The organism is Cytobacillus purgationiresistens (genome assembly GCF_030813235.1).
Taxonomy (GTDB): Bacteria; Bacillota; Bacilli; order Bacillales; family Cytobacillaceae; genus Cytobacillus; species Cytobacillus purgationiresistens.
The window spans coordinates 245,681-271,792 of sequence record NZ_JAUSUB010000001.1 but is presented as its reverse complement, the minus strand read 5'-3'; the positions used below and the strand labels follow the sequence as shown (position 1 = coordinate 271,792).

Here is a 26,112-nt window from a genome sequence, read left to right as displayed (position 1 = left end):
CCATCACTCCCTTAAATGTATTATAAGGGAAGTTAGGTTAAAATTAACAGCAAAAAAGTGTTTCAGTCTATGACTGAAACACTTTTATCAATTTTTACTTACTATATTCCTCGAAAATATCATCTTTAACAAGCCATGCATAATCACTGCGTTTGATGTGGTTTACAGCATCTTGATAGTCCGAAAATGTTTGACTGTTTTTCTTTCTATTGATATCAATCGACCAATCACCTGCATGAACAAAAATAAAGTATTTATCTCCTGACCGGCCTTCATATAAAACACCATTAGGGTTTTCTTTTACATTCAGTTTATTCTTCGGTGCATCCATTCTCAATTGTTCCGATTGGAAAAGATCAACTACGAATAATTGAAAAGCCTCCTTGCCCATGGAACATCCAGAAGCTTTAGCATGACCGCCTCCGCCAAATTGTCCTGCTATTTCTGATACATCAACATGGTCATGAATCGTACGAAAGCTCATTTTTCTTCCACCCATATTTAATATTACAATATAATCCAAATGTGGATATTCTTTGCCGAGCTCATTACCTAATTCAGAATGATAAGATTCTGCATGAACGACACCTGCACAGTAATCCCCAATATTAGCCTGGATCAATTCACGTTTTTTCCGTTTAATGTAACGCTCGATCTTGTTATCTTCCATTTGTAATAGTTTTTGTTCAAATTCATCAAAATCAAAATCTGTATCCTGCTGAACCCGTTGGATGATTTTTCCTTCAAACTCATCAATAGAAAACATAAAGAAAAGATCATTTAACTGCTTAGCCTTAATGTTGTTAAGCTTATCCCATTCCCAAGTGTCATATTGACGCACAAGTTCAATAAATTGTTCAAGTGTTGGGGAAGGGATCATTAATTGATTTTCTACTAAATGTTCATAAAGCAGTGAAGTAGCAGAAGTTTGTCTGCCGTCACTGTAGTTTACTTGCACTTTTCCCCATTCATATCCGTTAAAATGGAGGGCACTCTTGTGATGATCAATGAGCTGTGCACTTCCTCCATTTTTCATATAATTCTCTATTCGCTCAGTGTTTTCTTCATTAATTGATAAATCGGTAATTATGAGAAAATCATCATTTTTTTGCCCAGCATCTTCAAAAAACTTTTCTATTTGATAATCAAGTCCACCTACTGAATTATAAGTCACATTTACTTCATCACCGAAGGCAAGCTTTGCAACAACTCCGCATCCTACGCCATCAAGATCATTATGTGAGTATAGTTTGTACATATGTTCACCCGCTGTTCCTAAAGTTTCTTTATGTATCTCCTCATAACCCGAGGATATGTATATTATATATGAAAAAAACCCCGCATGAAACCGCGGGATCAATATTTACAGAATTATAAACGCTATGGGCGTTACAATTAGTATAGATAATATTATTCTTTCTATCCAAATAATCACCATTTGAGCGATAGATAAAGGTATGTCAGTCGAAAGAATACATGGGACAAGCGCTGAAAAAAAGATAATCCCAGAAATTGAAACTACACCTATTACAAATCTGGTTACTAGGGCAGCTTCAGTTACAAGCAAGGCCGGCAAGAACATTTCAGCAATTCCCACAGCGCTTGCCTTTGCCGCAAGCATTGGTTCCGGAAGCTGGACGAGCGCTGTAACGGGATAAAAAATATAACCAACCCAATCAAAAATAGGTGTGAATTCGACTAATACTAACCCCAGAAGACCAACTGACATAATTGAAGGCAAAATTGACATTGTCATTACAAAACCATCTCTTAAATTCACTCGAACATTTTGTAACAAAGATGGGGCTAGCTCAGCAGCCTTCATCCCTTCATGCCATGCATGCCTTAATCTATTACCTGCAACCTCTTCTTTCTCACCTGTCTGTCCCTCATAATAATCATCACTCATTGACCGTAACGGCCATATTCGTACAGTAATTGCTGTAACAAGGAAGGTCACGATGAGCGTTGTCCAGAAATAACTATTCCATAAGTCCATTAATCCCAATGTTTTCGCCACGACGATCATAAATGTGACTGACACGGTTGAGAAACCTGTTGCGATAATTGCAGCTTCTTTTATAGAATACTTACCCTCTTTGAAAATCCGATTTGTAATTAATAGTCCCACTGAATAACTGCCTACAAAAGATGCTACTGCATCTATTGCCGACCTCCCTGGTGTTTTAAAGACTGGACGCATAATCGGCTTCATTAAAACTCCAGCGAATTCAAGCAGCCCATAGCCGACAAGTAAAGCAAGAAATACAGAACCAATTGGGACGAGTAACCCAACTGGCGTGACTAATTTGTCGAATAAAAACGGTCCCATGTCTTGCTGGAATAACCAAGTGGGCCCGAATTGAAACACAATCATAAAAGCGATAATAAAGCCGAATACCTTTAGAATAGAGAATACAATATTCACTTTATCCTTATTCCATGATTTCGAATAGAAAGGGTAAATTGCTCCTAATAAAATAACCAACAATGCATAATAAGGAATGACGGTAGGGATGGTGGATTGAATGCCTGTTACAATATGGTCAAGCATAATTGATGACTGATTATTAAGGTTAATAGGAATAAAAAACATAAAGATACCAACTGCGCTGTAAAAAAAGAATTTTAACAAATGACTCGGTGAAGTACTGGGCTTGATTAATTTTTCCGTTGTTTGAACTTCTCTTTCCATTTTGCAACCACCTCTTTTTTATAGTTGCCTAGCCCCACAGATATAATTTTTTAAATAAAAATAACAGTTGAGAGCCATCAAGCCCTCACCTGTTAGCATTTAGACAATCGTTCCGCCTTTTACAACAACCTTGCCTGCTTTTATCACTGTATCAGTATGATTCATTCCGTAATGATATTGCATTTGCATATAATTAGGGACGTCCAATACTAGTAAATCTGCCTTCTTCCCTATTTCAATGCTTCCTATTTCATTTCCTCGATTAATGGCATGAGCAGCATTAATCGTTGTTGCTGTAATCACTTCTGCAGGAGTCATCCCCATATTCATACAAGCAAGATTCATCATAAAGGGAGTGGAGCATGTAGGCGAAGATCCCGGATTGCAGTCAGTTGACAACGCAACGGCTACTCCTTGATCAACCATTTTTCTTCCCTTCGCGGCCTCTGCCATCAAGAAAAATGCAGTGCCGGGCAGGAGCACACCAATCACACCTGCTTCTGCCATTCTCTTAATACCATTTTCAGAAGCACGCAGAAGATGATCGGCTGAAATCGCCCCAACCTCTGCAGCAAGCTCTGCTCCTTCATACGGTTCAATTTCATCTGCATGTATTTTAGGTATTAATCCATAACTCTTGCCTGCTTCCAAAAGCTTGCGGGATTGTTCCGGGGTAAATACCCCCCGTTCACAAAAAATATCGTTAAAATCTGCTAATCCTTCAGCTGCAACTTTTGGGAGCATTTCTTCGATGATTAAATCGATAAAGGCGTCAGGTTTTTCTTTAAAATCAGCAGGAACAGCGTGCGCTCCCATGAATGTACTGATAATATCAATAGAATGCATTTCATCTAATTTTTTCGCAGCTCGAAGTTGCTTATATTCAGTCTCCCAATCGAGCCCATAGCCGCTTTTTGCTTCAACGGTGGTAACGCCATGAAGAAGAAAACGATCTAATCTAACCAAACTTTCTTCTATAAGTCTGTCTTCAGAGGCAGCTCTTGTTTTTGACGTTGTGGCATGGATGCCACCGCCATTATTCATGATTTCCATATATGTTGCACCGTTTAACCGCATGTTGAATTCTTCTTCCCTGCTGCCGGCATAAACAAGATGTGTATGAGGATCAACAAGACCAGGCAGCATAATTTTTCCTGTTACATCTATAACCTCTGCCTCTTCCAATTTATTTTTATACTTTGCAAGTAGTTCTTCAGTGGTCCCGACAGCATCGATTCGGTCGCCTTCAATCCAAACAGCACCATTTTCTATCATGTTTAATTCACTCATTTTTTCTTTAGTTAGCGGTGTGCTAGAGCTACCTTTTAAGGTAATCATTTGATTGGCATTTTTTATAAAAATTGATTTGTTATTCATTGGAGTGTTCCCCCTTCTCCCTATTTAAGCAAAATATTAATCCATCATCGGAATTTGAACGCCTTTATCCTTTGCAGTTTGCTTTGCTAAATCATAGCCTGCATCCACATGCCGGACAATGCCCATCCCCGGATCAGTTGTTAATACCCTATCAAGCCTTGCTTCGGCTTCTTTGGTTCCATCAGCAACGATGACCATACCTGCATGGAGAGAATACCCCATACCGACACCGCCTCCATGATGTACGGAAACCCAGCTTGCCCCGCCTACTGCATTGATCATGGCATTTAAGATTGGCCAATCTGCTACTGCATCGCTGCCATCCTTCATACCTTCTGTCTCTCTGTTTGGAGAAGCAACTGAACCAGAATCTAAGTGATCTCGACCTATAACAATCGGAGCCTTCAATTCGCCGCTCGCTACCATATCGTTTATAATTTTGCCAAATCTGGCTCTTTCTCCATACCCCAGCCAGCAAATCCGTGACGGCAATCCTTGAAACTGGATTTTTTCGCGCGCCATTTTGATCCAATTGCATAGATGTTCGTTATACGCGAATTCTTTTAATATCACTTCATCTGTTTTATAAATATCCTCAGGATCACCTGATAAAGCAACCCAGCGAAAAGGGCCTTTCCCTTCACAAAATAAAGGACGAATATAAGCTGGAACAAATCCAGGAAAATCAAATGCATTTTCGACTCCTTCATCCTTCGCTACTTGACGAATATTATTGCCATAGTCAAAAGTGATGACTCCTTTTTGCTGCATTGCAAGCATCGCCTTCACATGGGTAGCCATGCTCGCCTTTGATTTTGTAACATATTCAGTTGGGTTCGCCTCTCGGAGCTTTGTTGCTTCTTCCAGTGAGTAGCCTTCAGGAACATAGCCATTTAACGGGTCATGTGCTGAAGTTTGATCTGTTAGTACATCTGGAAAAAAGCCCATTTCAAGCATTTTTGGCAAAACCTCTGCCGCATTTCCTAATAATCCTATCGACAATGGTTTTCCTTCCTGCTTTGCTTGCTTGGCAAGTGTAATGGCCTCTTCGATTGAATATACCTTAGTGTCTAAGTACTTTGTTTCAAGCCGGCGATCAATATGATGTTCGTCTACATCGATTGCAATGCAAACGCCCTCAGCCATAGTGACTGCAAGCGGCTGAGCCCCACCCATCCCGCCTAGACCTGCTGTAAGTGTAATCGTCTGCTTTAGTGATCCGCTAAAATGCTGTCTTGCAAGCTCAGCAAAGGTTTCATATGTTCCTTGAACAATTCCTTGACTGCCAATGTAAATCCAGCTCCCTGCTGTCATTTGTCCATACATCATCAATCCCTTTTTATCTAACTCATGAAAAGTGTCCCAATTCGCCCATGCTGGCACAATATTTGAGTTCGCAATTAAAACTTTAGGGGCGTCTGCATGAGATTTAAATACAGCAACAGGCTTTCCTGACTGGATGAGTAAAGTTTCATCGTTTTCCAGTTCATGAAGTGATTTAATAATCGCATCGTAGCTCTCCCAGTTTCTTGCGGCTTTGCCTATCCCGCCATACACCACTAAGTCTTCTGGTTTTTCCGCTACATCTTTATTTAGGTTGTTCATTAACATTCTTAACGCCGCTTCTTGAATCCACCCTTTTGCATGCAATTCAGGGCCGGTATAATTTATGATTTCTCTTTTAGTATTTGTCTTCATTTCTACCCCTCCATTCAAACGTATAAATTAAGTTTAAACAAGAAGATTCAGAATATAAAGTTAATTAATATTTGATTAGTTGTAATTTTATTATTTTTAAACAAAAGATGTGATGCTTCAAAAAGTTAATTTTGTGATTTTATTAGTTTTTTTGTTTTTAAAAATGAAAATTCAGATTTTTCTCCCAAGGAAGAGCATTTGAGAAATCTTGTGGTGACGTCTTTTCTTTTTAATAAGAGTTATTAATTATTGATTATAAAGGAGTATTAATTTCATGAAAGATATCCAATCTCTTGTAGCACACAATCTTTCAAGCCTCAGAAAAAACAGAAGCCTTACTCTAGATCAAGTGTCCAAATTAACAGGCGTTAGTAAAGCTATGCTTGCACAAATTGAAAATGGAAAATCCAACCCAACTGTCACTACTCTATGGAAGATAGCAAATGGACTCCGCGTTTCATTTTCACTTTTTATGAAGGAAGACAAGCCTGAAGTTACTAAAATCAACATAAGTGAAATTAATCCAGTAACAGATCAATGAAGGCAATTATCTGGTTTACCCTTTTTTCCCTTATCATCCTGAGAAAAAGATTGAATTATATATTGTTGAAGTAAAGCCAGGGTGTTCACATACTGCAAAAACACACTTAGGGGACGCGTATATCATGATAAAAGAAGGTAAGTTAACATTAGAACTCCAAGGCATGAAGCATGAACTCGGATCAGGTGATGCACTTCAGTTTTCAGGAGTTACACCCCATAGTTATCATAATTTGACGAAAGATACCGCAAGTTTCTTTATGCTAACATTCCATACCATGAAGCTTCTCATTATGACGAACATCATCAATTAAAATTGAAATACAGGTAAATCTTCTTTTCACTCATTCACCATATTAATAGACTCAGTGTTACTGTATTAACAGTTGAGAGTTTATAGCATATAAAAAAGTTGATTCCTTGTGAAAATCAACTTTTTTATTATGACACCTTGCTGGAGAAAACAATGATTTCTATTACTATTTCTTAGAGACCATGTATTCAAGCTCTTCATTATTAATGAATTTTGCAATATTGCTAATTGTAATTTTGCTGATGTTAGCGACTGCTTCATAGGTAGCTCCCCCGATATGAGGTGTGGCAACCACATTAGGGAGTTTTGATAAGTTATTGATAGAAGGCTCATCTTTAAAAACATCAAGAGCAGCTCCCTTAATCTCGCCTTCGTTTAAAGCAGCAATCAGGTCTTGTTCATTGATTAAACCACCGCGCGAAATATTGATCAAGAAAGCGGACGACTTCATTAATGAGAGGGTTTCACGATTAATCATATCCCGATTTTGTTCTGTTAATGACGTCGAAATAATAATAAAATCTGAAGTTGCAAGAAGATCGCACAATTCTACAAACTTTACATCATATCTTTTTGCTGCTTTATAATCTTTATAATTGCCATAGGCAGAAACTACCATATCAAAGCCCGCAGCACGCTTGGCGATTGCTTGTCCTATGGAGCCAAAGCCGATAATGCCCAAACGTTTGTTATACACTTCGTATCCCATCGATAACTCCCAGTGTGATGATTTAATTTCATGATCCTTCATAGGGATGCTCCTGGCTGCTGTCAGCATCAGTGCAAAACCAAGGTCTGCTGCAGACTGTGCATTTTGCCCAGGGGCATTCGAAACTACGATATTTTTTTCTTGAGCGTAGTCAACGTCGATATTATCATATCCAGCACCAAATTTAATGATGTATTTAAGATTGGGAGCAGCGTCGATGACCTCTTTGTCTATTTTCACAATCGCAACAACAATGATATCAACATCTTTAACTTCCTCAAACAAGGTTTGCTTGTTCATACCTCTATCGCTATTGATCACTTTCACATCTAACGCTAAGTTTCTAGCATTTTGGATTAACTCGGGATACTTTTCTACAAATGGGTCTCTGATTAAAAATAATGCTTTCACTAAGTTGTCCTCCTTATGATGGTCAATATTTATCCAAATATTTGTGCGGCAATTGCATAGAGAGTGCGGTTTCGTTCTGGCATTTTAAGTCCGTTAAACATCATGACAGGTGGTTCGTTGACTTTCTGAAATCCATATGGTGCAAGTCGTGCAGAAAGATTCTTTTGATCACTTGGAATATCTAATCTAAGCGTTTCCTTTCGGTTCTGTGCAAGCTTGCCAATTATTAATAATGCTGCATCTGAATGAGGGGCAACAATTGACCCTATTTTAAGGGTAGCAGGAGCTCTTACCGCCATCCCATATCCTATGATGCGATTGTTTTCCTTTAACAGGATACATTCTTCAGCTTGATCGATCCTTTTTTCGAGAAAAGTTTCTCTGCTTCCACCAAATGCAAGGCGATCTAATTGATGTAAGGCGGAAAAATCACTGTTTGTATATATTTCTAGACTTTGATTATGTTCTATTGCCAGTGGAATAGGTTCAAACCGATGACATAGATGTTTTTGAACAGATGCTACGGTAGTAAAACCGATTTTTTTATATAATGGTTCTCCTTCTTCAGTAGCAATAAGCATAATTGGCATCCGATCAGAAACCGTATGTATGCATTTTTCCATTAACTCATTTGCCAACCCCATTCGTCTAAAGCCATTGTGAACAATCACCATCCCTACAGATGCTAGAACAGAATCATATTGAATGACTGCAGCACTCGAGACGATTTCCCCTTGCTCACTTTTATGACCGTAGATAAATCCACTTGATAGAATCGTATGTATTTCTTCTTTATCATAATCCCAACCAACTGAATCTGAAAGTGTTATTAATCCTGGGATATCCTCTTCATTCAGTTGTACTATGCTAAGCTGATGCGGTTCTTTCATCTTCTTTTCTCCTAATACTTGATTTCTTTCAAACATGTTTCCTTGCTTATTCTTTCTTCCAATGCTTAATAGCCTTAATATTCATACAAAACAAACATGGCGATGCTTCTCACCGCCATGAACTATATTGAAAACAACCTTAAAGGTGTATTCTTATCTTTTATCAGGAATGCCCTAAAATTGATAAGAAAGTGCCGGATTCTTATCTAAAAATCACGGAAATGCTTCAAAACAGATAAGATTCATGGCCATGGCCTCGAGGATCATTCACTTTTCTTGCGATACTGAGTTGGAGATAGGTTCAAGTATTTATGGAACACTTTATTAAAATATTGCTGACTCGCGAATCCGCATGCTGTTGAAATTTCTTTAATGGAGAGATTCGTTTCTTTTAATAATTTTATAGACTGCTTCATTCTAATCTCATTTAAAAGCACTCTAAATGATTTATCATATTTTTTCGAGATAACCGTACTAGTATAACTGGCATTCCTTTGAAAATGCTGAGCAGTTGCCTCTAAGGTTAATTGAGCATTCATATAGTTGCTTTCTAGATAGCTTAAGATCCGTTCTGGCAGATTTACATGTTTCACAGCTTGATGCTGCTTCACATCCTCTATTATTCTCGATGTGAACGCAATGAATGCTTCGATAATCCGATATATGACAGGCGAGTATAGAATCCTCTGGAACAGCTGTAAATACTGTTCTTCAAACGGATTGCTCACTAGTCGATAACTGATCATATATCTTCTTATTTGTGCAAGAATACTAGTCAATCTAATTCTGATTATTCCAGGGTCTGGATATGGCAGAGTGAATTCAAGGAATTCCCTATAGAGCCATTGTTTGATCTCTTCTATTTCACCTTCATTCAATAGATTTATCCATAGCTGCTGTTCTTCTGGTGAAAGAAAGGGATCAAGAAATCTCCAATGGACCATGGTTGAATCATGAATGATTTGATTAAACCCTAAATAAAAAGTCAATTCCATTAACTGTCTTACCTCTGAGTATTTTTGCTTAATATCTCCTTGAATATTCTCAGTTAATATGACGATAGCCAACGGCTCTGATTGGGACTCCTGCAAGTCGCGGAGAAACCTGCTCCACTCATTCTTCCAATCTATCTCTTTATGATGTGTAAAACAAATGACCATGTCGCTTAATATAAATGAAAAAATTGGCTTTTTGAATTTGTATTGCTCTAGAGAAGCATAAATTTTTGGCAATGTGTTCGTATTTTCCGTTTTGAGACCAAAGCAAAAGGGGTTTCTCTGGCCGTCTTTTTCATTTAGAAAAAGCTCCTGATACTTTATCTCCTCTCCACTGTTTTTTGCAATTAAACCTTTCGATTCTTTTCTTTCATCACTTTGGCGATAGAATTTTTGCACTGACTTTAAAATTATTTCCGGCGATATGGGCTTTAGTAATAATTCCGCTGCTCCTATCTCAATCGCTTTTTTCGCCTGGGCAAATGTGGCTTCCAATGTTAGTGCACAAATAACCGGCTTCACAATATTTAGTACTTTCATTACTGAATTCAAATCTGCTATCATCTCTAATTCTAAAATGAGAAGATCGGGGCGAAAGGACTCAATCCTCTCTATCAGCATTCTTTCATCACTGATTGCATCTACTTGCCATGATGTCATCGTTGTATTTAACAACCACATCATCCCGTTCGTATCATATTCATCCCTATTGGCGACAAGTACCTTGTATATGCTGCCACACCCTTTTTCCCTTTATTATCCGAAAGCATAACAGAAATGTAAATAAATATTCAGAAAAAAATCAAAAAAAGAGACAAGTTATCTGCTACCCCTCGCATATCTATATAGGGACGAACATAATAGGAGGAGAATGGCCCATGCAATTTTTAGTAATAAAAAAAAGATCAATCATTACGGCTCTGCTTGTCTTTGCCATCATCGTATCTGCATCCGTCTGGTTCTTTTCTAAATCTGGCAGTGTATCAGTATTCAGTTCTTCAGATGATAAAAATGTTAGAGAGATTCATATGGTAACAGGGGAATATAAAACAAAAATGCCCAGTGGAGAAGAAGTAGAGGTTTATCGATGGGATCCAGGGACGATTTTCCTTGAAAAGGGAGAAAAGGTCAATTTAAAAATCCTTGGAGTTATGGGAAGTGAACACCCATTTTACATTGAAGGAACGGATATAAAAGGGACGGTTGCCAAGGGTGAGGAAACAGTCGTTCCATTGGAATTTGACAAAAAAGGAACCTATCAGCTCATTTGTGATACACATGCACATCATGGTGAGGCAGGGCAAATGATTGCTTATATCGTGGTCAAATAGAAGAGCCTTTTGAAAGGAAGACACTGATATTTGAATTAAACCTGGACACTAAGTCGATATGATTTTCTGAGCTTTTTTATTCTTTACTTAAGTGTGATAAAAACCGCAGGAGATCACCTGCGGTTTTCCTTTATGCTTGAAGATTTTCTTGCTCCTCCTTATAAAACTGCTTATTCTGTGGATTCAATACAAAAATTATAAATACAAATGAACTCAACATCATCAATATTGCGAGTGTAACGATTGTCAATCGTAATGAAAACCAATCTGCAATCACACCGATCATAAGGATAAACAAAATTTGAAAAACGCTCTCAATCAGTTGAAATATACTTGTTACTCTTCCCATCAATTGGACAGGAATATTATTTTGGTAGAATGTCATTATCCCTGCATTTAAAAATATATTAAAAAAGCCAAGAATAATAAAACCAATAGTAACAGATAGAAAAGACCATGAAAACGCATATATTACATAACCGCTTGTCATCATAATTAAGCCGATGACTATCATGTACCTTATAGATATCTTATTCGAAAATACCGACAAAATAAGTCCGCCAGCCAAGGAGCCGATACCTGTAATACTGATGAGAAGCGTATAATCCACTTCAGAAAGCCCAACAACATCTTGGGTAAAAACAACCTCCTGTGTATCCATCGCAAAGGAGAAAAGAGTGACCATTAAGAAACTTATATATATAAAAGCCACATATTTGTTGTTATGAATAAATTGTATTACAGCCGTAAAGTCGGTTTTTATTTGTAAGAAGGAAAGCTTGGGAATCATTTGATGGTCCATTCTCTCTTTAGGTAAAAACACCGTTAATACTCCGGCAAGAATGAAGAATATAGTATTAATCCATAGCGTCAAATGTATATTCGTTGTTAGAATGAACACACCCGCTAAAGCCGGACCAATAATAAAAGCTCCAGATGAAACAAAGGAACGTACAGAATTAAATCGCTTTCTTTTTTCTTTTGGCACGATCATTGTTATATAAGTCATGGAAGCTGGTACAAAAAAAGATTTTGCCACACTTAATAATACTAATATCAAATAAATAAAAAACATATTAGGTGCAAAAGGAATAAAGAAAATAAAAAACGCCCGGAGAAAATAGGAAGTAATGATAATATGCTTTTTGCTGCGATAATCTATAAAGCTCCCAGTCCAAAACTTAGTTGCAATATTGACGATGGGAGCAATCACCCATAAAGCTGCCACCGCCGCTGCTGATCCAGTCATTTGATATACAATAATGTTTATCGCGACTAAGTATATAAAATCACCCATACTTGAAAGACCAATTGATGTTAACAGCAGTGCAGGGTCTTTCCAATCTTTTAAAGTCTTTATCTTCATGTATTTAGCTCCTAAATGAATGTTTGGACTCACATTGCATCACATGTTTATATGAGATCTGTGTAATAGAAAAATCCAATAAGCGATTGATTAAAGAAGTTTTAAGTATCCTCCATATCTATTCTAGTCCTTACCCAATACAGTGCAAAAAGAACGACAGCAAGTATCACTGCGATGGAGATGACTCCTAGTGCTACAGAGAATTTATATAGGTAAAAAAGTACAAATATACCTCCGACCAAAAACTGACCTAAAAAGATATACCCCTTCTTATGACTCTCTCGATAAATAGAAGTGAAGATCGCCATTGAGCTAGTTACAGAGATAAAGTGAATAACGATTAGAATCAATCCCCACAGAAGACCATTTTCAAGTGAAAACATTGAATCTTGAACATTTTTCAACAAACCTCCTCCTATTACCGCTTTTTCTATAGTTTAACATAAACTGGGATTTGGTAATGACAAAAAAGAAAAAGCATATTCCTCAGGAATACACTTTTTCTATCTTTATCATTCTTATCTAGTGATAAACATCTGTGTCCAATAATGGCCGTATGATCCACCCTTTGCATACCCTACTCCAATTTCAGTATATTGATTGGATAGTATGTTTTTGCGATGCCCATCACTGTTCATCCAGGAATTCACAACTGCTTCTGCACTTGTTTGTCCTGCAGCAATATTTTCACCAGCGGATCGATATTGAATACCAAAGTCGGTAATCATTTTGAATGGCGTTCCATATGTAGGGGAGTTATGGTCGAAATATTTGCGATCAATCATATCTTGAGATTTAAACCTGGCAACTCTAGATAGTTCCCACTTAGGCGTTAACGCTTTTAATCCATGCTTTGCTCTCTCTTGGTTCACTAGCTTTACCACTTCAGCTTCCATATTCATAACCGCTGCGTTTAAGGTCGGAATATTCATGCTTTGACCCGGATAAATCACATCAGGATTCGAAACTTGCGGATTCGCTTGAATAATTTCAGTAACGCCCACCTGGTACTGAACTGCGATTTTCCACATTGTATCTCCTGATTTGATAGTATGTACCATCGATGCACTAGCATCATTCTTAAAACCAAAGACAAAAGTAACAGACAACATAATAATGAGTGTAAATCTAACTATTTTTTTCATACTTATCATTAAACCAGAAACTACGAATCTATTGAAGCGGTAATTGTTGGGGTAGTTTCCTAAATGTGTTCCTAGTGGATTTATTTATTTAAGATATATTCCTTTATTATCCAAATTATCATATAATTATAGTGAAAAGGGGCTAGTAATAAATGCATAATAAAACCCAGATACTTATGGTTTCTATTTTTCACCGCAATGACCATTGCCTCTAATTACTATATATATAGAATTTCATTTATTCAACAGCTACCTGACTCTGTAATTTTCGGTACGCTATTGAATCTACTCATTGTCTCTACCCTTATATCAGTTGTTGTTCGATAAAGTTCATGGCCACTTTTACTGAGAATGGTTAGCTCATTGTTATCGATAAAGATTGCAGATATCTCCTCTTTATGAAGAGACTCAACCTTGTCATCCATCTTTAATAGTATCTGTTTATCTTCAATGGTTATTTCAAGTGATTCACTTAAAACAATGAGAGCCAGGATCAATCCGGCGATGATTCCAAGGGTGGTCGCAATGGAAGATTACCCAAAAAGGATTAAATGAATCGAGTAAAAACAGCCAACCTTGAGATGAGAGAAATGGTATTTTTTTAAGTAATTCTATTAAATATGGCAGAAACCAGCCAATTAACGCTCCTCCAATAATCGGTACAATAAGTACAAAGCTTTTTTCTAAAGCTGTCAGCCCCAACCTCAATTGATTTCCATTATAAGTCATACGACATTCCCCTTTCCAATTTTTAATTGATTAAACATAATATTATTTGATTAGATAATCAATTTTTAACCGATAAAAAAAGCACTGGCTTGTGCTTTATATTCTTATTACTACTTAATCATATTCATGACCATCTTATTAAGTTCGGCCCTATAATCAAATGTAAATCGATTCATGCTTTTAAGCATGCTCTCGGATATTGCCCCTTGAATCATTATAGCGACTACGTCTGTATCAAAATCCCTTGTAAATTCTTTATTTCGTTTTCCTTCAATTAGAATATCTTTCAGCATTGTATATAGATGATCTTCTTCCTCATCAGGGATTCTATAATAAGCAACTTTGTCGGGAGTTTGCGCGTTAAATACGATCTCAATCAATGCAATATTGTTATTTGGGTTAGTCTCTTGATAAATCAAGCTGGAATCTATAAAAGCCAGTAATTGTTCAGTAGCTGTATTCTTATGAACTACTTTTTCGCTAATAAAGTCTAGTTGTTTAGAGATTAAATATATAAGCGTATGATTAATTAAATCAGCTTTATCTGAAAAATGGTAGGAAATTAATCCTGTGCTTATTTTTGCTTTCCGGGCGATTTTTGTTAAACTGATATTGGCATATCCAATCTCTTCAAGAGTATCAATACAGGCCTTAATAATTTGTTCCCTTCTTGCTTCAGCTATAAATGAGTCAGCCATTTTACATGCCTCCGATGCGAATTGATTAAACGAGTAAATTTTTGATTGTTTAATCAAAAATTATCAAATATAAACGATTTTGTCAATCAGAATGGATTTTTCAGCCTCTAGACTAATGACAGATTGCAAACTTATCTTTATAATAATATGAGTCCAATCTTCAAATTGGAGCAGCTAATGAGATATAATCAGAAAGGTTAAAAAAGGTTATCTAAATGAATGAAGTAAACATTTCGCTTTTTAGAGCTATTAATGATTTAGGCTTCGAGTATCCGTCTTTAAATTCTCTTTTTATTTTTATTGCAGAGTATACTGTATATGCGTTGGCATTATTGACACTGATTTACTGGTTTACCAGAAAAGAAAAAAATCGTTATATGATTTTAACGGCTGGATTCGCTTTTATTTTGGCAGAGATCCTGGGGAAGTTAGCAGGTAAGCTGCATTTTAATTATCAGCCATTTGTTGAATTATCCAATGTAAACTTGCTGATAGACAAGGCTGCAAATAATTCGTTTCCAAGTGATCATACGATTTTATTCTTTTCGTTTTGTGTGGCTTTTTGGTTGTTCAATAAAAAGAACTTTGCTTGGCTAATACTTGCCATCCTGGTAGGAATCTCAAGGGTATGGGTTGGTGTTCACTACCCATTTGATGTATTGGTCGGTGCACTGCTTGCTGCATTAAGTGCAGTATTCATGTATTATCTTCTTCCAAGGCTTCCTATTGTTCAAAACTTATTAGGAGTATACGAACGAATAGAAGAAAAAATCCTGCCTGCTAAAAAAGAAAGAAACAAAGAATTTGATCAATAAAAATATAGAGATGACCCAGAAGATGATTTTAGAATCATTTGTTGGGTTTTCTTTTTTTTTATTTTAAGAGGCAGATGCATTCATGGGTTTTAATTTGAAACTAGTGTGCTGGTTAGTTCCCTTTCTGATAGATATCTAATCGATTTGGGCATCTAATCTAACTCTCCGATTAGTTCCCTTTTTGATTCTTATCTAATCGATTTGGGCATCTAACCCTCCGATTGATTACCTTTTTTGATAGGTATCTTTTTCCTTCTCAATTCACAAAAACACTTTCGCAATATAAAACAAACCACAGCCTTAATTAAATTGGCTGTGGTTTGTTTTTATTTCCACCAGTCATCGTGCATGGAAGCCGGAAGTTGTCTCTTATGCTCCGTTATGAGATAGCGTTTTTCGACCTTCTCAGCCACTTCTGCTGTAACTTCTTTACCTTCTAAATAATCATCCAGCTCATCATACGTGATACCGAGCTCTGTTTCATCTGCCTGTCCAGGTGTTTGGTCTAAAAGGTCAGCAGTTGGCATTTTTAAATAGATTCTCTCCTCTGCGCCTAATTCCTTTAGTAGGAGCTTACCTTGGCGTTTTGATAATCCAGAGAGTGGGAGGACATCGGCTCCGCCGTCACCGAACTTGGTGAAGAAGCCTGTTACTGCTTCTGCTGCGTGATCTGTTCCAATAACAAGTAGCCCCATTTGACCGCCAAATGCATAGTGAGCAATCATTCTCATACGTGCTTTCACATTACCTTTATGAAAATCCTTGAGAGGTTTTTCTTTCATTACTTCATCATAAGCCGTTTGTATTTCATCTACTGGTTTCTTCACGTTATAAGTATATTCATGATCAGCTTGGATGAACTTGAGTGCAAGCTGTGCATCATCTTCATCATGCTGTTCACCATAAGGAAGTCTTACAGCAACAAAGGTAGAATCATGTCCTTCTTCTCGTAACTCCTCAGCAGCTAATTGGGCTAGTCTTCCGGCTAATGAAGAATCCTGACCACCGCTTATACCTAAAACATAACCTTTAGCGCCAGATTTTAATAAATAATCTTTTAAAAATTTGACCCTTGTTTTTATTTCTTCTTTTGGGTCAATCTCTGGCTTTACGTTCAGTGCTTGGATGATCTTTTCTTGCATTGACATCATAACATCTCCCTTTAGAAGTTTTGATTAATCTTTGCCTTTACTTTCTGTTTTACATTGTCAATCTGCTTGATTTTATTTTCCCAGCACATTGGACTTAGATCAACCGGGTATTCCTCAGGGTTTAATGACCTGCGGTACTCGTGCCATAATAAGTCTAAATTCTCTTTTGCGTAGGTTTGAACTTCCTTGAGCGATGGTGTTTCATAAACTAGCTCTCCATCGACGAAGATATTTTTGTGCAAATCTCTCGCCTCAAAGTTAGTAACAAACTTGCTAATATACGTGTGAATGGGATGGAACATTTTTAAGCGCTCTTGCTCTGATGGATTTTCTTCTTCTAGAGCAATATAGTCGCCCTCTGATTTATGGTTTTCCTTATTTATGATTCGATAAACCTTTTTTAATCCAGGAGTTGTAACTTTTTCAGGATTTCCGCTTATTTTGATTGTATCTTCCATCTCGCCTTTTTCATTTTCGATGGAAACCATTTTATACACTGCACCTAGAGCTGGCTGATCATAGCCTGTAATTAACTTTGTGCCAATCCCCCATGTGTCTATTTTTGCTCCTTGAGCTTTAAGATTCATAATAGTGTATTCATCCAGATCATTTGAAGCTACGATTTTTGTGTTAGTAAAACCAGCTTCATCCAGCATTTTTCTTGCTTCTTTAGAAAGGTACGCTAAATCTCCGCTATCAATTCTGATACCAGCAAAGTTAATTTTATCTCCTAATTCTTTAGCTACTTTAATCGCAGTTGGTACACCTGAACGAAGCGTATCATAAGTATCTACTAAAAATGTGCAGTCTTTATGTGTAGCGGCATATTTATGAAAGGCAGTGTATTCATCCTGATAAGCTTGTACAAGTGAATGTGCATGTGTACCTGCGACTGGAATATTAAACATTTTCCCAGCTCTTGTATTGGATGTTGCGTGGAATCCGCCAATAAAAGTCGCACGCGCTCCCCACACACCAGCATCCATTTCTTGTGCTCTTCTTGATCCGAATTCCATTGCGATTCCATTATCAAGTACTTCTTTAATTCTCGCCGCTTTTGTCGCAATTAATGTTTGATAGTTGATGATATTTAAGAGTGCTGTTTCAATTAATTGTGCCTGAGCAAGCGGTGCTTCTATTCTAACCATTGGTTCATTTGCAAAGACAATCTCGCCCTCTTCCATGGATCTGATAGATCCTGTAAAAGTAAGCGTAGCTAAGTAGTCTAAAAAGGCTTCTGGATAGTTCAACTCTTCACGTAAATAGACAATGTCCGTTTCAGAGAATTTAAAAGCCTTTATAAACTCAATGGCTCTTTCTAAACCAGCAAAGATTCCATAGCCATTCCCAAAGGGAAGCTTTCTAAAATATAAATCGAAAACAGCTTTTTTATTGTGGATACCGTCTTGCCAATACGTTTGGGCCATATTGATTTGATAAAGATCCGTATGTAATGTCATGCTGTCGTCTGGATATGGCTTATTCATTAAAAAATACCCCTTTTTCTTTATTTCACAACCGCGTTCATGGATGATTTAAAGTGTTGAAGTGCCCATTCATGCCCTATTTGATTAAAACTTGCAGTTGCATTCTCATATATAATTATTTTAAAACCCTTGTTGTAGGCATCCACTGCTGTGTGGAGCACACAAATATCAGTACAAACACCAACCAAGTGAACCTCGGTAATATTTCTTTCTCTGAGTTTCATTTCTAAATCAGTTCCGGCAAAGGCACTATACCTCGTTTTATCCATCCACACTACATGATCAGATGATTGATTCTTATCGTAAAGCGCGTCAAGCTTACCATATAAATTTCTTCCTTCTGTACCTTCTATATTATGCGGTGGATAAAGCGGCGTTTCAGGATGATACGGGTCGTCTTCATGATGCAGATCAATGGCGAAAACTGTATATTCCCCTTCATCAATGAATTGTTTTGTTATCCTATTAATCTCATTTTCAATCTCGATAGCTGGTTGTCCGCATGGCAATGCACCTGTGACAAAATCATTCGTATAATCAATATTGATTAATGCTTTTTTCACGTACCCTCACCACTCCCATATAACTAATTATATCTTGCGGTATAGATTGGTTTTAAAATTTCCATATTATTAAATCTGTAAAGCTTTGCCCCTTTTTTTGAAGTTCTTTGAGTTGTTTTCCCTTCAACTAACTCAATAAATGGCAAGGCTTTAATTTTTCTTGCGAATGCTTGCTCGTTTAAGATTGCTGAATCTTTAGTCACAGTTGATAAAACAGCCTGCAATTCTGAATAGGTAAATTCCTTAGGCAAGAAATTCTTTGCTGCTGTTGTCTGCAAAATCTCCCGTGTGATTACACTCACTGCAGCCTTAATAATTTGTTTGTGATCAAATGCCAAGTCAAATTGGAGGGCTTCATCTACTGAGAAAAGCTCCACTTGATCAGCATCGTCACTCGCTTTTCTTTTTAATAAATGATGTTCTGGCACAATTGCATAATGTGCATTGGATATAATCCACCCACGAGGGTCGCGGCCAGGTTTATCATATACCCCAAAATGTTTCATATGTATACCGGTTATACCAGTTTCTTCAGTGAGTTCTCTTTCTGCAGCTTGATAGGCGTCTTCATCTGGTTGAACGAAGCCTCCAGGTAAAGCCCACTTGCCTGCCTCTATATTTGCGTCCCCTTCGATCGTTAAATCTGCACGTTTAATGAGCATGATTTTCAATGACATAATAGGTGGCGTAAACGCTTTTAATTCTTCAGTGAGGATGGTGAATACGGAAATATCTGCTGTATATCCATCAGGTGTGCGATATTTTTTATCAGTCATAAATGAAATACTGTCACCGTCCCACTATATATAATTAACAAAATGATAATTGTTAATTATATTTTACACAATCAAAAAAAAAATTCAACTAATAATGATTGCCTTTATCATTTCCTTTAAAGGAGAATTGATTCCTTCGCAAAAGGTAGGAAATAAGAAGGCCCATCACGAATTTGTAATAAAAATAGAAGGAGGATGATGACATGGAAGAAAGTATTATTAATCATTTGAAGACGGTGCGTTCAATTACTGAGAATTCATTAAGCAGGATTAAAGAAGATTCAGCAGATATTATTCCACATGGATATAATAACAATATTCGCTGGAATTATGGTCATATTGTATATGTTCAAGAGTTACTTGTCTTTGGAGCGTATGGCGAAGATAAACAGATCCCTCAGCTGTATGAGAATTTGTTTGCCGCAGGAACAAAACCATCGGATTGGGTTGATAATCCCCCATCCTTAAATGAAATACTAAAAGAAATGGAAAAGCAAAGTACAAGAGTTGAACAAGCCATAAAAACCAATTTTACACATAAGCTTCCAACTCCTTTTAAGAATCGTGCTGGAATTACCTTTTATACTGTTGGTGAAACACTATTATTCAGCGCTTACCATGAAGCATTGCATATGGAAACGATAAAAAGAATCCACCGTGAATGCAAAAAATTAATGAAATAAGCTTGTATGTTACCCTACAATAAAAAAAGTTGACACAACTGGCATCCCTTTTTTATAATGTAAACTATAATGCATATTTGGTTTACACATGAAAGGGGAATCATTCATAATGACAAAAGATCAGCTTAAATTACGTTCTCTCATTCTTACAGCACTATTTGCAGCAATTATTGGGATTATGGCACAATTGTTTATTCCATTACCCTTAGTCCCAATAACTGGCCAAACATTAGCAATTGGGCTGGCTGCTACCATACTAGGCTCTAGGTATGGCACGATATCTGTACTTCTCTATCTCGCCATTGGTGCAGCTGGCGTACCTGTATTCGCCGAGTTTTCAGGCGGAGTGAGCAAGTTGGTCGGACCAACGGGCGGTTATTTGATTGGCTATATACCAACTGTTTTTATCATGGGATTATACTTAGAAAAAACCTCGTTTACTATCAAAAATGCGATGATTGCAAATACAATCGGAATGATTATCACTTTGATTTTCGGAACAGCTTGGTTAAAAATTGCAGCAAACCTTTCATGGACGGCTGCCTTTATGACTGGATTTATGCCTTTTATTATAGTCGGCTTAGTAAAAGCGTTCCTTGCTTCCTGGATCGGTATCCTTACACGCCAACGCTTGATATCTGCCAAACTGCTTTTCCCAGAACGATTAAAAGAGAAAGATAACAAAGTTGCATAAGGCTCTTTATTTAAATGTAAAAACGAGAAGGTTCATACACCTTCTCGTTTTTTATTAAAATCTATTTGGTTTAAGCTTCCCCCATAGTACATTAATTGCTATAGGTGTGCCTAATAATGCTGGTACAATATAATAGCTTCCCCGATAGAACATCAAGACAAGGAGCCCGAGCTCTCCAGGGATCCCCTGTGCTTCAAAACCTAGTAATAAAACGAGATCAAATGATCCGATTCCTCCCGGAAGCATGCTGGCAATTCCAGCGCAGGCAGCTAAAATAACAATGGGAAATGCTGCAAGTAATGATATTGACTCACCCATGATATTCGTGATTCCCCATATACATATCACAACAAATAGCCATTCAAAAACCGATATCATCATTAACTCGGAAATAAATTCCCTTTTTACATTTGAAAGATCCCATAGCTTTCGCTTTAAAAGAAAGACAATCAACAGAATGGGTGCATATAAAGCAATTCCCCATACAGCAACATGAACCAGTCTGAGTTCAGAAAACAGTTGATTATTTGAAAATAAAACAAACCAGGCCAGAACGGAAAGGCCGCTTAAGTAAAAAAGTGATAGCTTGGCTATTATTTTTATATAAGGAATTTCACTCGAAACATATGGTCTATAGTAAATGGTGCGCAAGGTCGCACCAGCGACTCCACCAAATCCGATAAGATTAGAGTAAGCATTTGCAGATAAAGAATAACCTATCAGTTTTTTTGCTGGAATTCTTATTTTCAAAAGCCGATTTAAGATGACATCATAGAAAAACATTGGTACAAGTGCCACTAGTCCAAGAATAAAAATAAATATGACACTCATAATCGATAACCTGTCCAAATAATGCTCCAATAGAGCCCAATTAAAATGAGTGAAAAAACTTTTTGCTTCAAAAAAGATTAATACCAAAATCATACAAGGCACCGCATATTTTACGGTTGTTATTATTTTCTTATTTTTTAGGATGGACAAGATGCTCCACCTTACTTACGTTGTTTATATCCATTGCATAACTCTCCTCTTTTTCACTCGATCTTATTTATAATAACTTATTCTTTACATTCATATTTAAGAAGCATGTCACACAAACTTATTTACTAAGGTATATCCAAGCGTTGAACAAATTACCCCACCAATAAAAGTAAGGATAACATATAAAATTGCCTCTTTCTTCTTGTGTAAAAGCCATAATTGTATGACTTCCACTTGAAGTGTCGAAAAAGTTGTAAATGCACCGATAAATCCTATCCCTAAAAGCCCATAAATATTTTCCTTTAAATGCAAACCTAATAAAATCCCCAGTAAAAAGGATCCAAATAAATTTACGAAAAGTGTTCCCATTGGAATAGTTGATTGGAAACGTTTTTTAATAAATACCATCAATACATATCTTAAAATCGCACCTAAAAAACCACCAGCAGCAACCGAAACAAAATTAACCATCAAGCGGAATCACTCACAATTTTTTTCCCAAGAGTATATCCACCAAATGCTGCTGTCAACCCTCCCAACACGCTAGCCAACATGTATAAAGCAGCACTAATATATAGTCCATTATTAAATAAGAGCATAGTTTCTCCACTTATTGCTGATAAAGTGGTAAATGATCCAATCGCTCCAGTTCCTATGGCAAGCTGATATTGCTCTTTTAGTTTATTTCCATAGGTTGTAAGAAACCCCAATAAAAACGCACCGATAATATTTACGATTAAGGTTGCAAACGGAAAATGACTACCCCACATATTCGCTGTCACTAAGGAAATTGTATACCTGAGGACACTTCCAAATACCCCGCCAAGTCCAATTAATAAATAGGTCATCATGTCCTCACCCTCCTTCATTGTCATTCTCATTTTAACATTAAACATGTTGGTTATTTGGATGAATAAGTAATGTTTTAATTGGCAACCTAAGTGTGTAAAACCAATGAAAGGGTTGATTCAATTGAAAAATAAAGTATTTGCTGTTGCTGTTGCAAGTGGAATTCTTTTATCAGCTTGCGGTATGAATAATGATAACAACTTGAACGATACAGCTGTTCGTGCACCAGATGTAAATGAACCTACACGAGTGAACTATAACAATAGGGATTATAATGGCGATCGGCATGAACCAAACATCGACCATAATATCCACACAAGAAATGTCGTGAATAAAAACAACAATGACAACAACAATGACAACAACAATAACAACAATAATAACAATAATAAAATGGTTGTCGCTGATAAAGCTGCCGACAAAGTGGCTGATATGGAAGAAGTAAAAAGAGCGAATGTAATTGTCACCGATAATAACGCATATGTTGCTGCTACACTTCAGGGCGGAAAAAACCAAGAATTAACAAAAGATATCGAACGGAAAATTTCCGATCAAATAAAATCTGTTGATCAAGATATTGAGCAAGTATATGTCTCTGTAAACCCAGATTTTTACAATCGTGTAGACACGTATGCAAACGATATCCGCAACGGCAAACCAGTAAAAGGCTTTTTTGAAGAATTCAATGAAACCGTAAGAAGAATGTTCCCAAATAGAGAGTAAAGCGTAAATGCCTATATTTCTTTAAACAACTATATACCTCAACATAATGCCTTTTATGCAACTCATGAAATACCACCATCTATTAGGATATCACCTTAGATGGTGGTATTTCATTACATATGCTAATTGATTCTAAGCTTCCGCTCTAAATTGGCTTTAACAACCGACCATTCTTCCTGCAAAACACTATAGTAGACCGAATCGCGTACATAACCATCAGTTATTACTTTATCTTTTCTTAAAGTTCCTTCTTTTACTGCGCCCAAACGAGCAATCGCTGTTTGTGACTGAATATTCCGACCGTCCGTTTTAAAAAACACCCTTGTCATCTTCCAGTTTTCGAAGGCATGACCTAATAATAAATATTTACATTCGGTATTCACTCTTGATTTCCATACAGATGGATGATACCAGGTAGAACCAATTTCAGCACTATTATTTTTTTCGGATATATCGAGAAACCTTGTGCTGCCTACTATCTTTTTCAGCTCTTTATGATATACAGCAAAAGGGATTGTAATTCCCTGCTCTCTTTCATCAATGGCTTGTAGAATATTCGTTTTCATTTCGGCGATCGTATGTATTTTAGTTGCCATATACGTCCAAATTTCTTCCGGTTCTCCGGCTTTCCATAATGGAATGAGATGCTCTTGTCTTAATGGCAGTAAGTCAATTACTTCTCCAGACAATGAAAAATCGCGGTTCATACTCTCCCCTTCTTTCAAGCTATTCATTTTTTGGAACCATTCAATTTAAAAAGTACACAACAAGAAAACTGTCAGTGTGATACTGACAGTTTTCTCTCATTAGAGACTTTTATTATGCATCTTGAAAATAATCCTTGTAGAAGCCGCTGACTTTACCTGAATTATCAATAATGAAATAAAATTCCTCTGTTTCATTTTTCACTTCATACTCTTTGCCTTCTGTTAAAGCTCTATTAACAATATATTTAGCTGCATTTGTATGTACGCATTTCACATGTTTTAATGTTTCGCGTTCATGCCAATTTTCATGAATCATTTATGCCACTCCTTCATGTTCTCTCTCTACTAGTATAAAGAAAACAATTCGCTGTCTGCAACATGATTCTTAATGATTTACATTAAATCCTGGGAAAATATTAATTATTTTTTTAAATTTACTTATCTTATCTTTTTCAAAGGTATACATTTCACTGGTAAAGGCATTCTTAAAAGTAATATAGACGATATCACAAATATGATCTATTCTTATGAATTGTAAGTAATCAAATCGCTGCCGGTCATAGACTATTTCGAAGAAGCTATTATCCGTAATTATGTTCATTTGGATGACCTTCTTTCATTGTTGGTGACAATGATATATACCACCTGGATAGCCTGTTTCAAACATTTATTTCATTCATTTTAACTTCTAAGTCTTCTAACTTTTTTAAAAGTTGTTGATAATAAGCTTGGCTTACCCGTCCTTTTGCCCCCCGTAAAATTTCTGTTGCATAATGAACAGGTGGAGCAAATTCTTCCTTTTTATTATAAACGTGGAAGGTGAGAACATCCTTTATCACCTTTCCTGCAACTTGTACATCGACGAACGCAGGGCGGTAAGAACCCTCGTGAAAGCCTTCTCGTTCGAATAAATATTCTACACCTTCATAGGGTATTTCATACAGGATTCCTTCCGTTTCCCCTTCTCCTTCAATGATATCCGCTCGACCACCATCTGGGCATTTGAATGTATAACCCATGGAATAATTTATTAACACTGCCGCTCCTTTTACATCCATAAAGTATTGGTCAGCCTGTGCCTTGCTGAATCTTTCCGTATCCATGCATGAACCATAGGCAAAATAATAGGTTGTCTCTGGGCAATTATTTATTAAATGATAGAGCTTCCAATCACCATATCTGATTTTTTTAGCTTGTGATGGCTCTTCGATTATCACATAAACAAAAGCTGATTTTTCACCAGCATCTGTAAAGACCGTCTGCTCAATCCGTTCATATAGGTTATTCTTTCTTCCGGGAACATAGTCCTCCAACTCATCCAATTCTTTAAAATGATGCGAAGGAACCTGGTATAATTCACCGTATACTTTATCACTTTTATCCTTTACCATCAGGGTTGGATATTCTTGTCCAGAGTCAAATAAGTTTCCAAACACCCATGCTTGCTCTGCAATACAAATGCTGTTATTTAGTAAATGATGGTTGTGTTCATGCTTACGCAATGTACCATATACAAATAAATAGGCACCATTCTCCATTTTTCACACCTCTGTTCGTTCAGGTAAAATAAATCCATGGACGAAGCATTCTGCACTTCGCCCCATGAATTTAAGTACATTGGCAATAATCCAGCCGATTGAACCATGGCAAGCAACATAGGATTTTCTTGTTGTTTTTCATTTTTAAATCGTCATAATGATATAATGCTTTCAGCTCTTCTTCCCTTTGCTTCCGCATCTTCTCTAGGGTATAGATATCAAGGTTCATATACTTTCCCTCCCTTTAC

Annotated in this window: 30 protein-coding genes and 1 pseudogene; 6 read left to right on the top strand and 25 right to left on the bottom strand. The window is 36.8% G+C overall.

The features are described 5' to 3' along the window. Positions 1–94 precede the first annotated feature (94 nt). The 4 genes from J2S17_RS01450 to hutU all read right to left on the bottom strand — a co-directional run bounded on the left by J2S17_RS01450 (position 95) and on the right by hutU (position 5,770). Positions 95–1,258 carry a DHH family phosphoesterase gene (locus J2S17_RS01450; protein ID WP_307471187.1) on the bottom strand — a complete coding sequence of 388 codons (1,164 nt, stop codon included), beginning with the start codon at positions 1,256–1,258 and terminating at the stop codon, positions 95–97. A gap of 105 nt (positions 1,259–1,363) precedes the next feature. Continuing rightward, positions 1,364–2,695: a YjiH family protein gene (locus J2S17_RS01445; RefSeq protein ID WP_307471185.1), complete on the bottom strand. Its 1,332-nt coding sequence runs from the start codon at positions 2,693–2,695 to the stop codon at positions 1,364–1,366. Between the two features lie 99 nt (positions 2,696–2,794). After that, entirely contained in the window at positions 2,795–4,072 is a 1,278-nt protein-coding gene (gene hutI, locus J2S17_RS01440; protein ID WP_307471183.1) for an imidazolonepropionase, read from the bottom strand. A gap of 36 nt (positions 4,073–4,108) precedes the next feature. Beyond that, positions 4,109–5,770 carry a urocanate hydratase gene (gene hutU, locus J2S17_RS01435; RefSeq protein WP_307471181.1) on the bottom strand — a complete coding sequence of 554 codons (1,662 nt, stop codon included), beginning with the start codon at positions 5,768–5,770 and terminating at the stop codon, positions 4,109–4,111. Between the two features lie 274 nt (positions 5,771–6,044). Between hutU and J2S17_RS01430 the strand changes: the two are divergent. Beyond that, a pseudogene (locus tag J2S17_RS01430) lies at positions 6,045–6,624 on the top strand (helix-turn-helix domain-containing protein). Positions 6,625–6,789: 165 nt separating this feature from the next. On the opposite strand, the gene J2S17_RS01425 reads toward J2S17_RS01430, so the two are convergent. From J2S17_RS01425 to J2S17_RS01415, 3 genes are all read right to left on the bottom strand, one after another. Then, on the bottom strand, positions 6,790–7,743 hold the full coding sequence (locus J2S17_RS01425) for a phosphoglycerate dehydrogenase (protein WP_307471179.1): 954 nt from the start codon (positions 7,741–7,743) through the stop codon (positions 6,790–6,792). A 29-nt stretch (positions 7,744–7,772) separates the two neighbouring features. Further along, a complete protein-coding gene (locus J2S17_RS01420; protein ID WP_307471178.1) occupies positions 7,773–8,633 on the bottom strand; it encodes a GNAT family N-acetyltransferase in 861 nt (286 codons plus the stop codon). 263 nt (positions 8,634–8,896) lie between these two features. Beyond that, a complete protein-coding gene (locus J2S17_RS01415) occupies positions 8,897–10,303 on the bottom strand; it encodes a helix-turn-helix domain-containing protein (RefSeq protein WP_307471176.1) in 1,407 nt (468 codons plus the stop codon). A gap of 203 nt (positions 10,304–10,506) precedes the next feature. Here J2S17_RS01415 and J2S17_RS01410 point away from each other — a divergent pair, with 203 nt between their 5' ends. Continuing rightward, positions 10,507–10,959, top strand: coding sequence for a cupredoxin domain-containing protein (locus tag J2S17_RS01410; protein WP_307471174.1), 453 nt, complete (start codon positions 10,507–10,509; stop codon positions 10,957–10,959). Positions 10,960–11,089: 130 nt separating this feature from the next. On the opposite strand, the gene J2S17_RS01405 is transcribed toward J2S17_RS01410, so the two are convergent. From J2S17_RS01405 to J2S17_RS01380, 6 genes are all read right to left on the bottom strand, one after another. Next, on the bottom strand, positions 11,090–12,325 hold the full coding sequence (locus J2S17_RS01405; protein ID WP_307471172.1) for an MFS transporter: 1,236 nt from the start codon (positions 12,323–12,325) through the stop codon (positions 11,090–11,092). A 101-nt stretch (positions 12,326–12,426) separates the two neighbouring features. After that, positions 12,427–12,729 carry a hypothetical protein gene (locus J2S17_RS01400; protein WP_307471170.1) on the bottom strand — a complete coding sequence of 101 codons (303 nt, stop codon included), beginning with the start codon at positions 12,727–12,729 and terminating at the stop codon, positions 12,427–12,429. Positions 12,730–12,843: 114 nt separating this feature from the next. Beyond that, positions 12,844–13,470 carry a SafA/ExsA family spore coat assembly protein gene (gene safA, locus J2S17_RS01395; protein WP_307471169.1) on the bottom strand — a complete coding sequence of 209 codons (627 nt, stop codon included), beginning with the start codon at positions 13,468–13,470 and terminating at the stop codon, positions 12,844–12,846. Between the two features lie 242 nt (positions 13,471–13,712). After that, a complete protein-coding gene (locus tag J2S17_RS01390) occupies positions 13,713–13,967 on the bottom strand; it encodes a YqeB family protein (RefSeq protein ID WP_307471166.1) in 255 nt (84 codons plus the stop codon). Beyond that, positions 13,939–14,199, bottom strand: coding sequence for a YqeB family protein (locus tag J2S17_RS01385; RefSeq protein WP_307471164.1), 261 nt, complete (start codon positions 14,197–14,199; stop codon positions 13,939–13,941). Before J2S17_RS01385 ends, J2S17_RS01390 begins: the two co-directional genes overlap by 29 nt. A gap of 110 nt (positions 14,200–14,309) precedes the next feature. Continuing rightward, positions 14,310–14,897 (bottom strand): TetR/AcrR family transcriptional regulator, encoded by a 588-nt coding sequence (locus J2S17_RS01380; protein WP_307471162.1) that lies wholly within the window; start codon positions 14,895–14,897, stop codon positions 14,310–14,312. Between the two features lie 215 nt (positions 14,898–15,112). Here J2S17_RS01380 and J2S17_RS01375 point away from each other — a divergent pair, with 215 nt between their 5' ends. After that, positions 15,113–15,712 carry an undecaprenyl-diphosphatase gene (locus J2S17_RS01375; protein ID WP_307471160.1) on the top strand — a complete coding sequence of 200 codons (600 nt, stop codon included), beginning with the start codon at positions 15,113–15,115 and terminating at the stop codon, positions 15,710–15,712. Positions 15,713–16,038: 326 nt separating this feature from the next. Here the strand turns inward: J2S17_RS01375 and nadE are convergent, their stop codons facing one another. Genes nadE through J2S17_RS01355 form a run of 4 tightly spaced genes read right to left on the bottom strand, consistent with a single transcriptional unit; the run spans position 16,039 to position 19,689 of the window. Further along, a complete protein-coding gene (nadE, locus tag J2S17_RS01370) occupies positions 16,039–16,860 on the bottom strand; it encodes an NAD(+) synthase (protein WP_307471157.1) in 822 nt (273 codons plus the stop codon). A 14-nt stretch (positions 16,861–16,874) separates the two neighbouring features. Then, positions 16,875–18,350: a nicotinate phosphoribosyltransferase gene (locus tag J2S17_RS01365; protein WP_307471155.1), complete on the bottom strand. Its 1,476-nt coding sequence runs from the start codon at positions 18,348–18,350 to the stop codon at positions 16,875–16,877. A 20-nt stretch (positions 18,351–18,370) separates the two neighbouring features. Further along, entirely contained in the window at positions 18,371–18,913 is a 543-nt protein-coding gene (locus J2S17_RS01360; protein WP_307471153.1) for a cysteine hydrolase family protein, read from the bottom strand. A 23-nt stretch (positions 18,914–18,936) separates the two neighbouring features. Continuing rightward, entirely contained in the window at positions 18,937–19,689 is a 753-nt protein-coding gene (locus J2S17_RS01355; protein ID WP_307471151.1) for an NUDIX hydrolase, read from the bottom strand. Positions 19,690–19,892: 203 nt separating this feature from the next. Here J2S17_RS01355 and J2S17_RS01350 point away from each other — a divergent pair, with 203 nt between their 5' ends. Together J2S17_RS01350 and J2S17_RS01345 are read left to right on the top strand one after the other, a co-directional pair. After that, positions 19,893–20,372, top strand: a complete 480-nt coding sequence (locus J2S17_RS01350; RefSeq protein ID WP_307471149.1) for a DinB family protein — start codon at positions 19,893–19,895, stop codon at positions 20,370–20,372. 109 nt (positions 20,373–20,481) lie between these two features. After that, the gene (locus J2S17_RS01345) at positions 20,482–21,066 is read left to right on the top strand and encodes a biotin transporter BioY (RefSeq protein WP_307471147.1); all 585 of its coding nucleotides are present in this window, start codon (positions 20,482–20,484) and stop codon (positions 21,064–21,066) included. A gap of 54 nt (positions 21,067–21,120) precedes the next feature. On the opposite strand, the gene J2S17_RS01340 is transcribed toward J2S17_RS01345, so the two are convergent. The 3 genes from J2S17_RS01340 to crcB (J2S17_RS01330) form a co-directional block, all read right to left on the bottom strand. Next, a complete protein-coding gene (locus J2S17_RS01340) occupies positions 21,121–22,047 on the bottom strand; it encodes a lysylphosphatidylglycerol synthase domain-containing protein (protein ID WP_307471144.1) in 927 nt (308 codons plus the stop codon). 108 nt (positions 22,048–22,155) lie between these two features. Continuing rightward, the gene (crcB, locus tag J2S17_RS01335) at positions 22,156–22,518 is read right to left on the bottom strand and encodes a fluoride efflux transporter CrcB (protein WP_307471142.1); all 363 of its coding nucleotides are present in this window, start codon (positions 22,516–22,518) and stop codon (positions 22,156–22,158) included. Continuing rightward, positions 22,518–22,898: a fluoride efflux transporter CrcB gene (crcB, locus tag J2S17_RS01330; RefSeq protein ID WP_307471140.1), complete on the bottom strand. Its 381-nt coding sequence runs from the start codon at positions 22,896–22,898 to the stop codon at positions 22,518–22,520. Before crcB (J2S17_RS01330) ends, crcB (J2S17_RS01335) begins: the two co-directional genes overlap by 1 nt. 103 nt (positions 22,899–23,001) lie before the next feature. Here crcB (J2S17_RS01330) and J2S17_RS01325 point away from each other — a divergent pair, with 103 nt between their 5' ends. Further along, positions 23,002–23,619 carry a YhcN/YlaJ family sporulation lipoprotein gene (locus tag J2S17_RS01325; protein WP_307471138.1) on the top strand — a complete coding sequence of 206 codons (618 nt, stop codon included), beginning with the start codon at positions 23,002–23,004 and terminating at the stop codon, positions 23,617–23,619. A 122-nt stretch (positions 23,620–23,741) separates the two neighbouring features. Here the strand turns inward: J2S17_RS01325 and J2S17_RS01320 are convergent, their stop codons facing one another. The 5 genes from J2S17_RS01320 to J2S17_RS01300 form a co-directional block, all read right to left on the bottom strand. Then, positions 23,742–24,326, bottom strand: coding sequence for a GNAT family N-acetyltransferase (locus J2S17_RS01320; RefSeq protein WP_307471136.1), 585 nt, complete (start codon positions 24,324–24,326; stop codon positions 23,742–23,744). A 112-nt stretch (positions 24,327–24,438) separates the two neighbouring features. Then, complete coding sequence (locus tag J2S17_RS01315) at positions 24,439–24,642, bottom strand: DUF6501 family protein (protein WP_307471134.1); 204 nt, start codon at positions 24,640–24,642, stop codon at positions 24,439–24,441. 69 nt (positions 24,643–24,711) lie between these two features. Continuing rightward, on the bottom strand, positions 24,712–24,927 hold the full coding sequence (locus tag J2S17_RS01310; protein WP_307471132.1) for a hypothetical protein: 216 nt from the start codon (positions 24,925–24,927) through the stop codon (positions 24,712–24,714). A 58-nt stretch (positions 24,928–24,985) separates the two neighbouring features. Beyond that, positions 24,986–25,864: a gamma-glutamylcyclotransferase family protein gene (locus J2S17_RS01305; RefSeq protein WP_307471130.1), complete on the bottom strand. Its 879-nt coding sequence runs from the start codon at positions 25,862–25,864 to the stop codon at positions 24,986–24,988. A gap of 70 nt (positions 25,865–25,934) precedes the next feature. Next, positions 25,935–26,093, bottom strand: coding sequence for a hypothetical protein (locus J2S17_RS01300; RefSeq protein WP_307471129.1), 159 nt, complete (start codon positions 26,091–26,093; stop codon positions 25,935–25,937). Between the last annotated feature and the right edge of the window lie 19 nt (positions 26,094–26,112).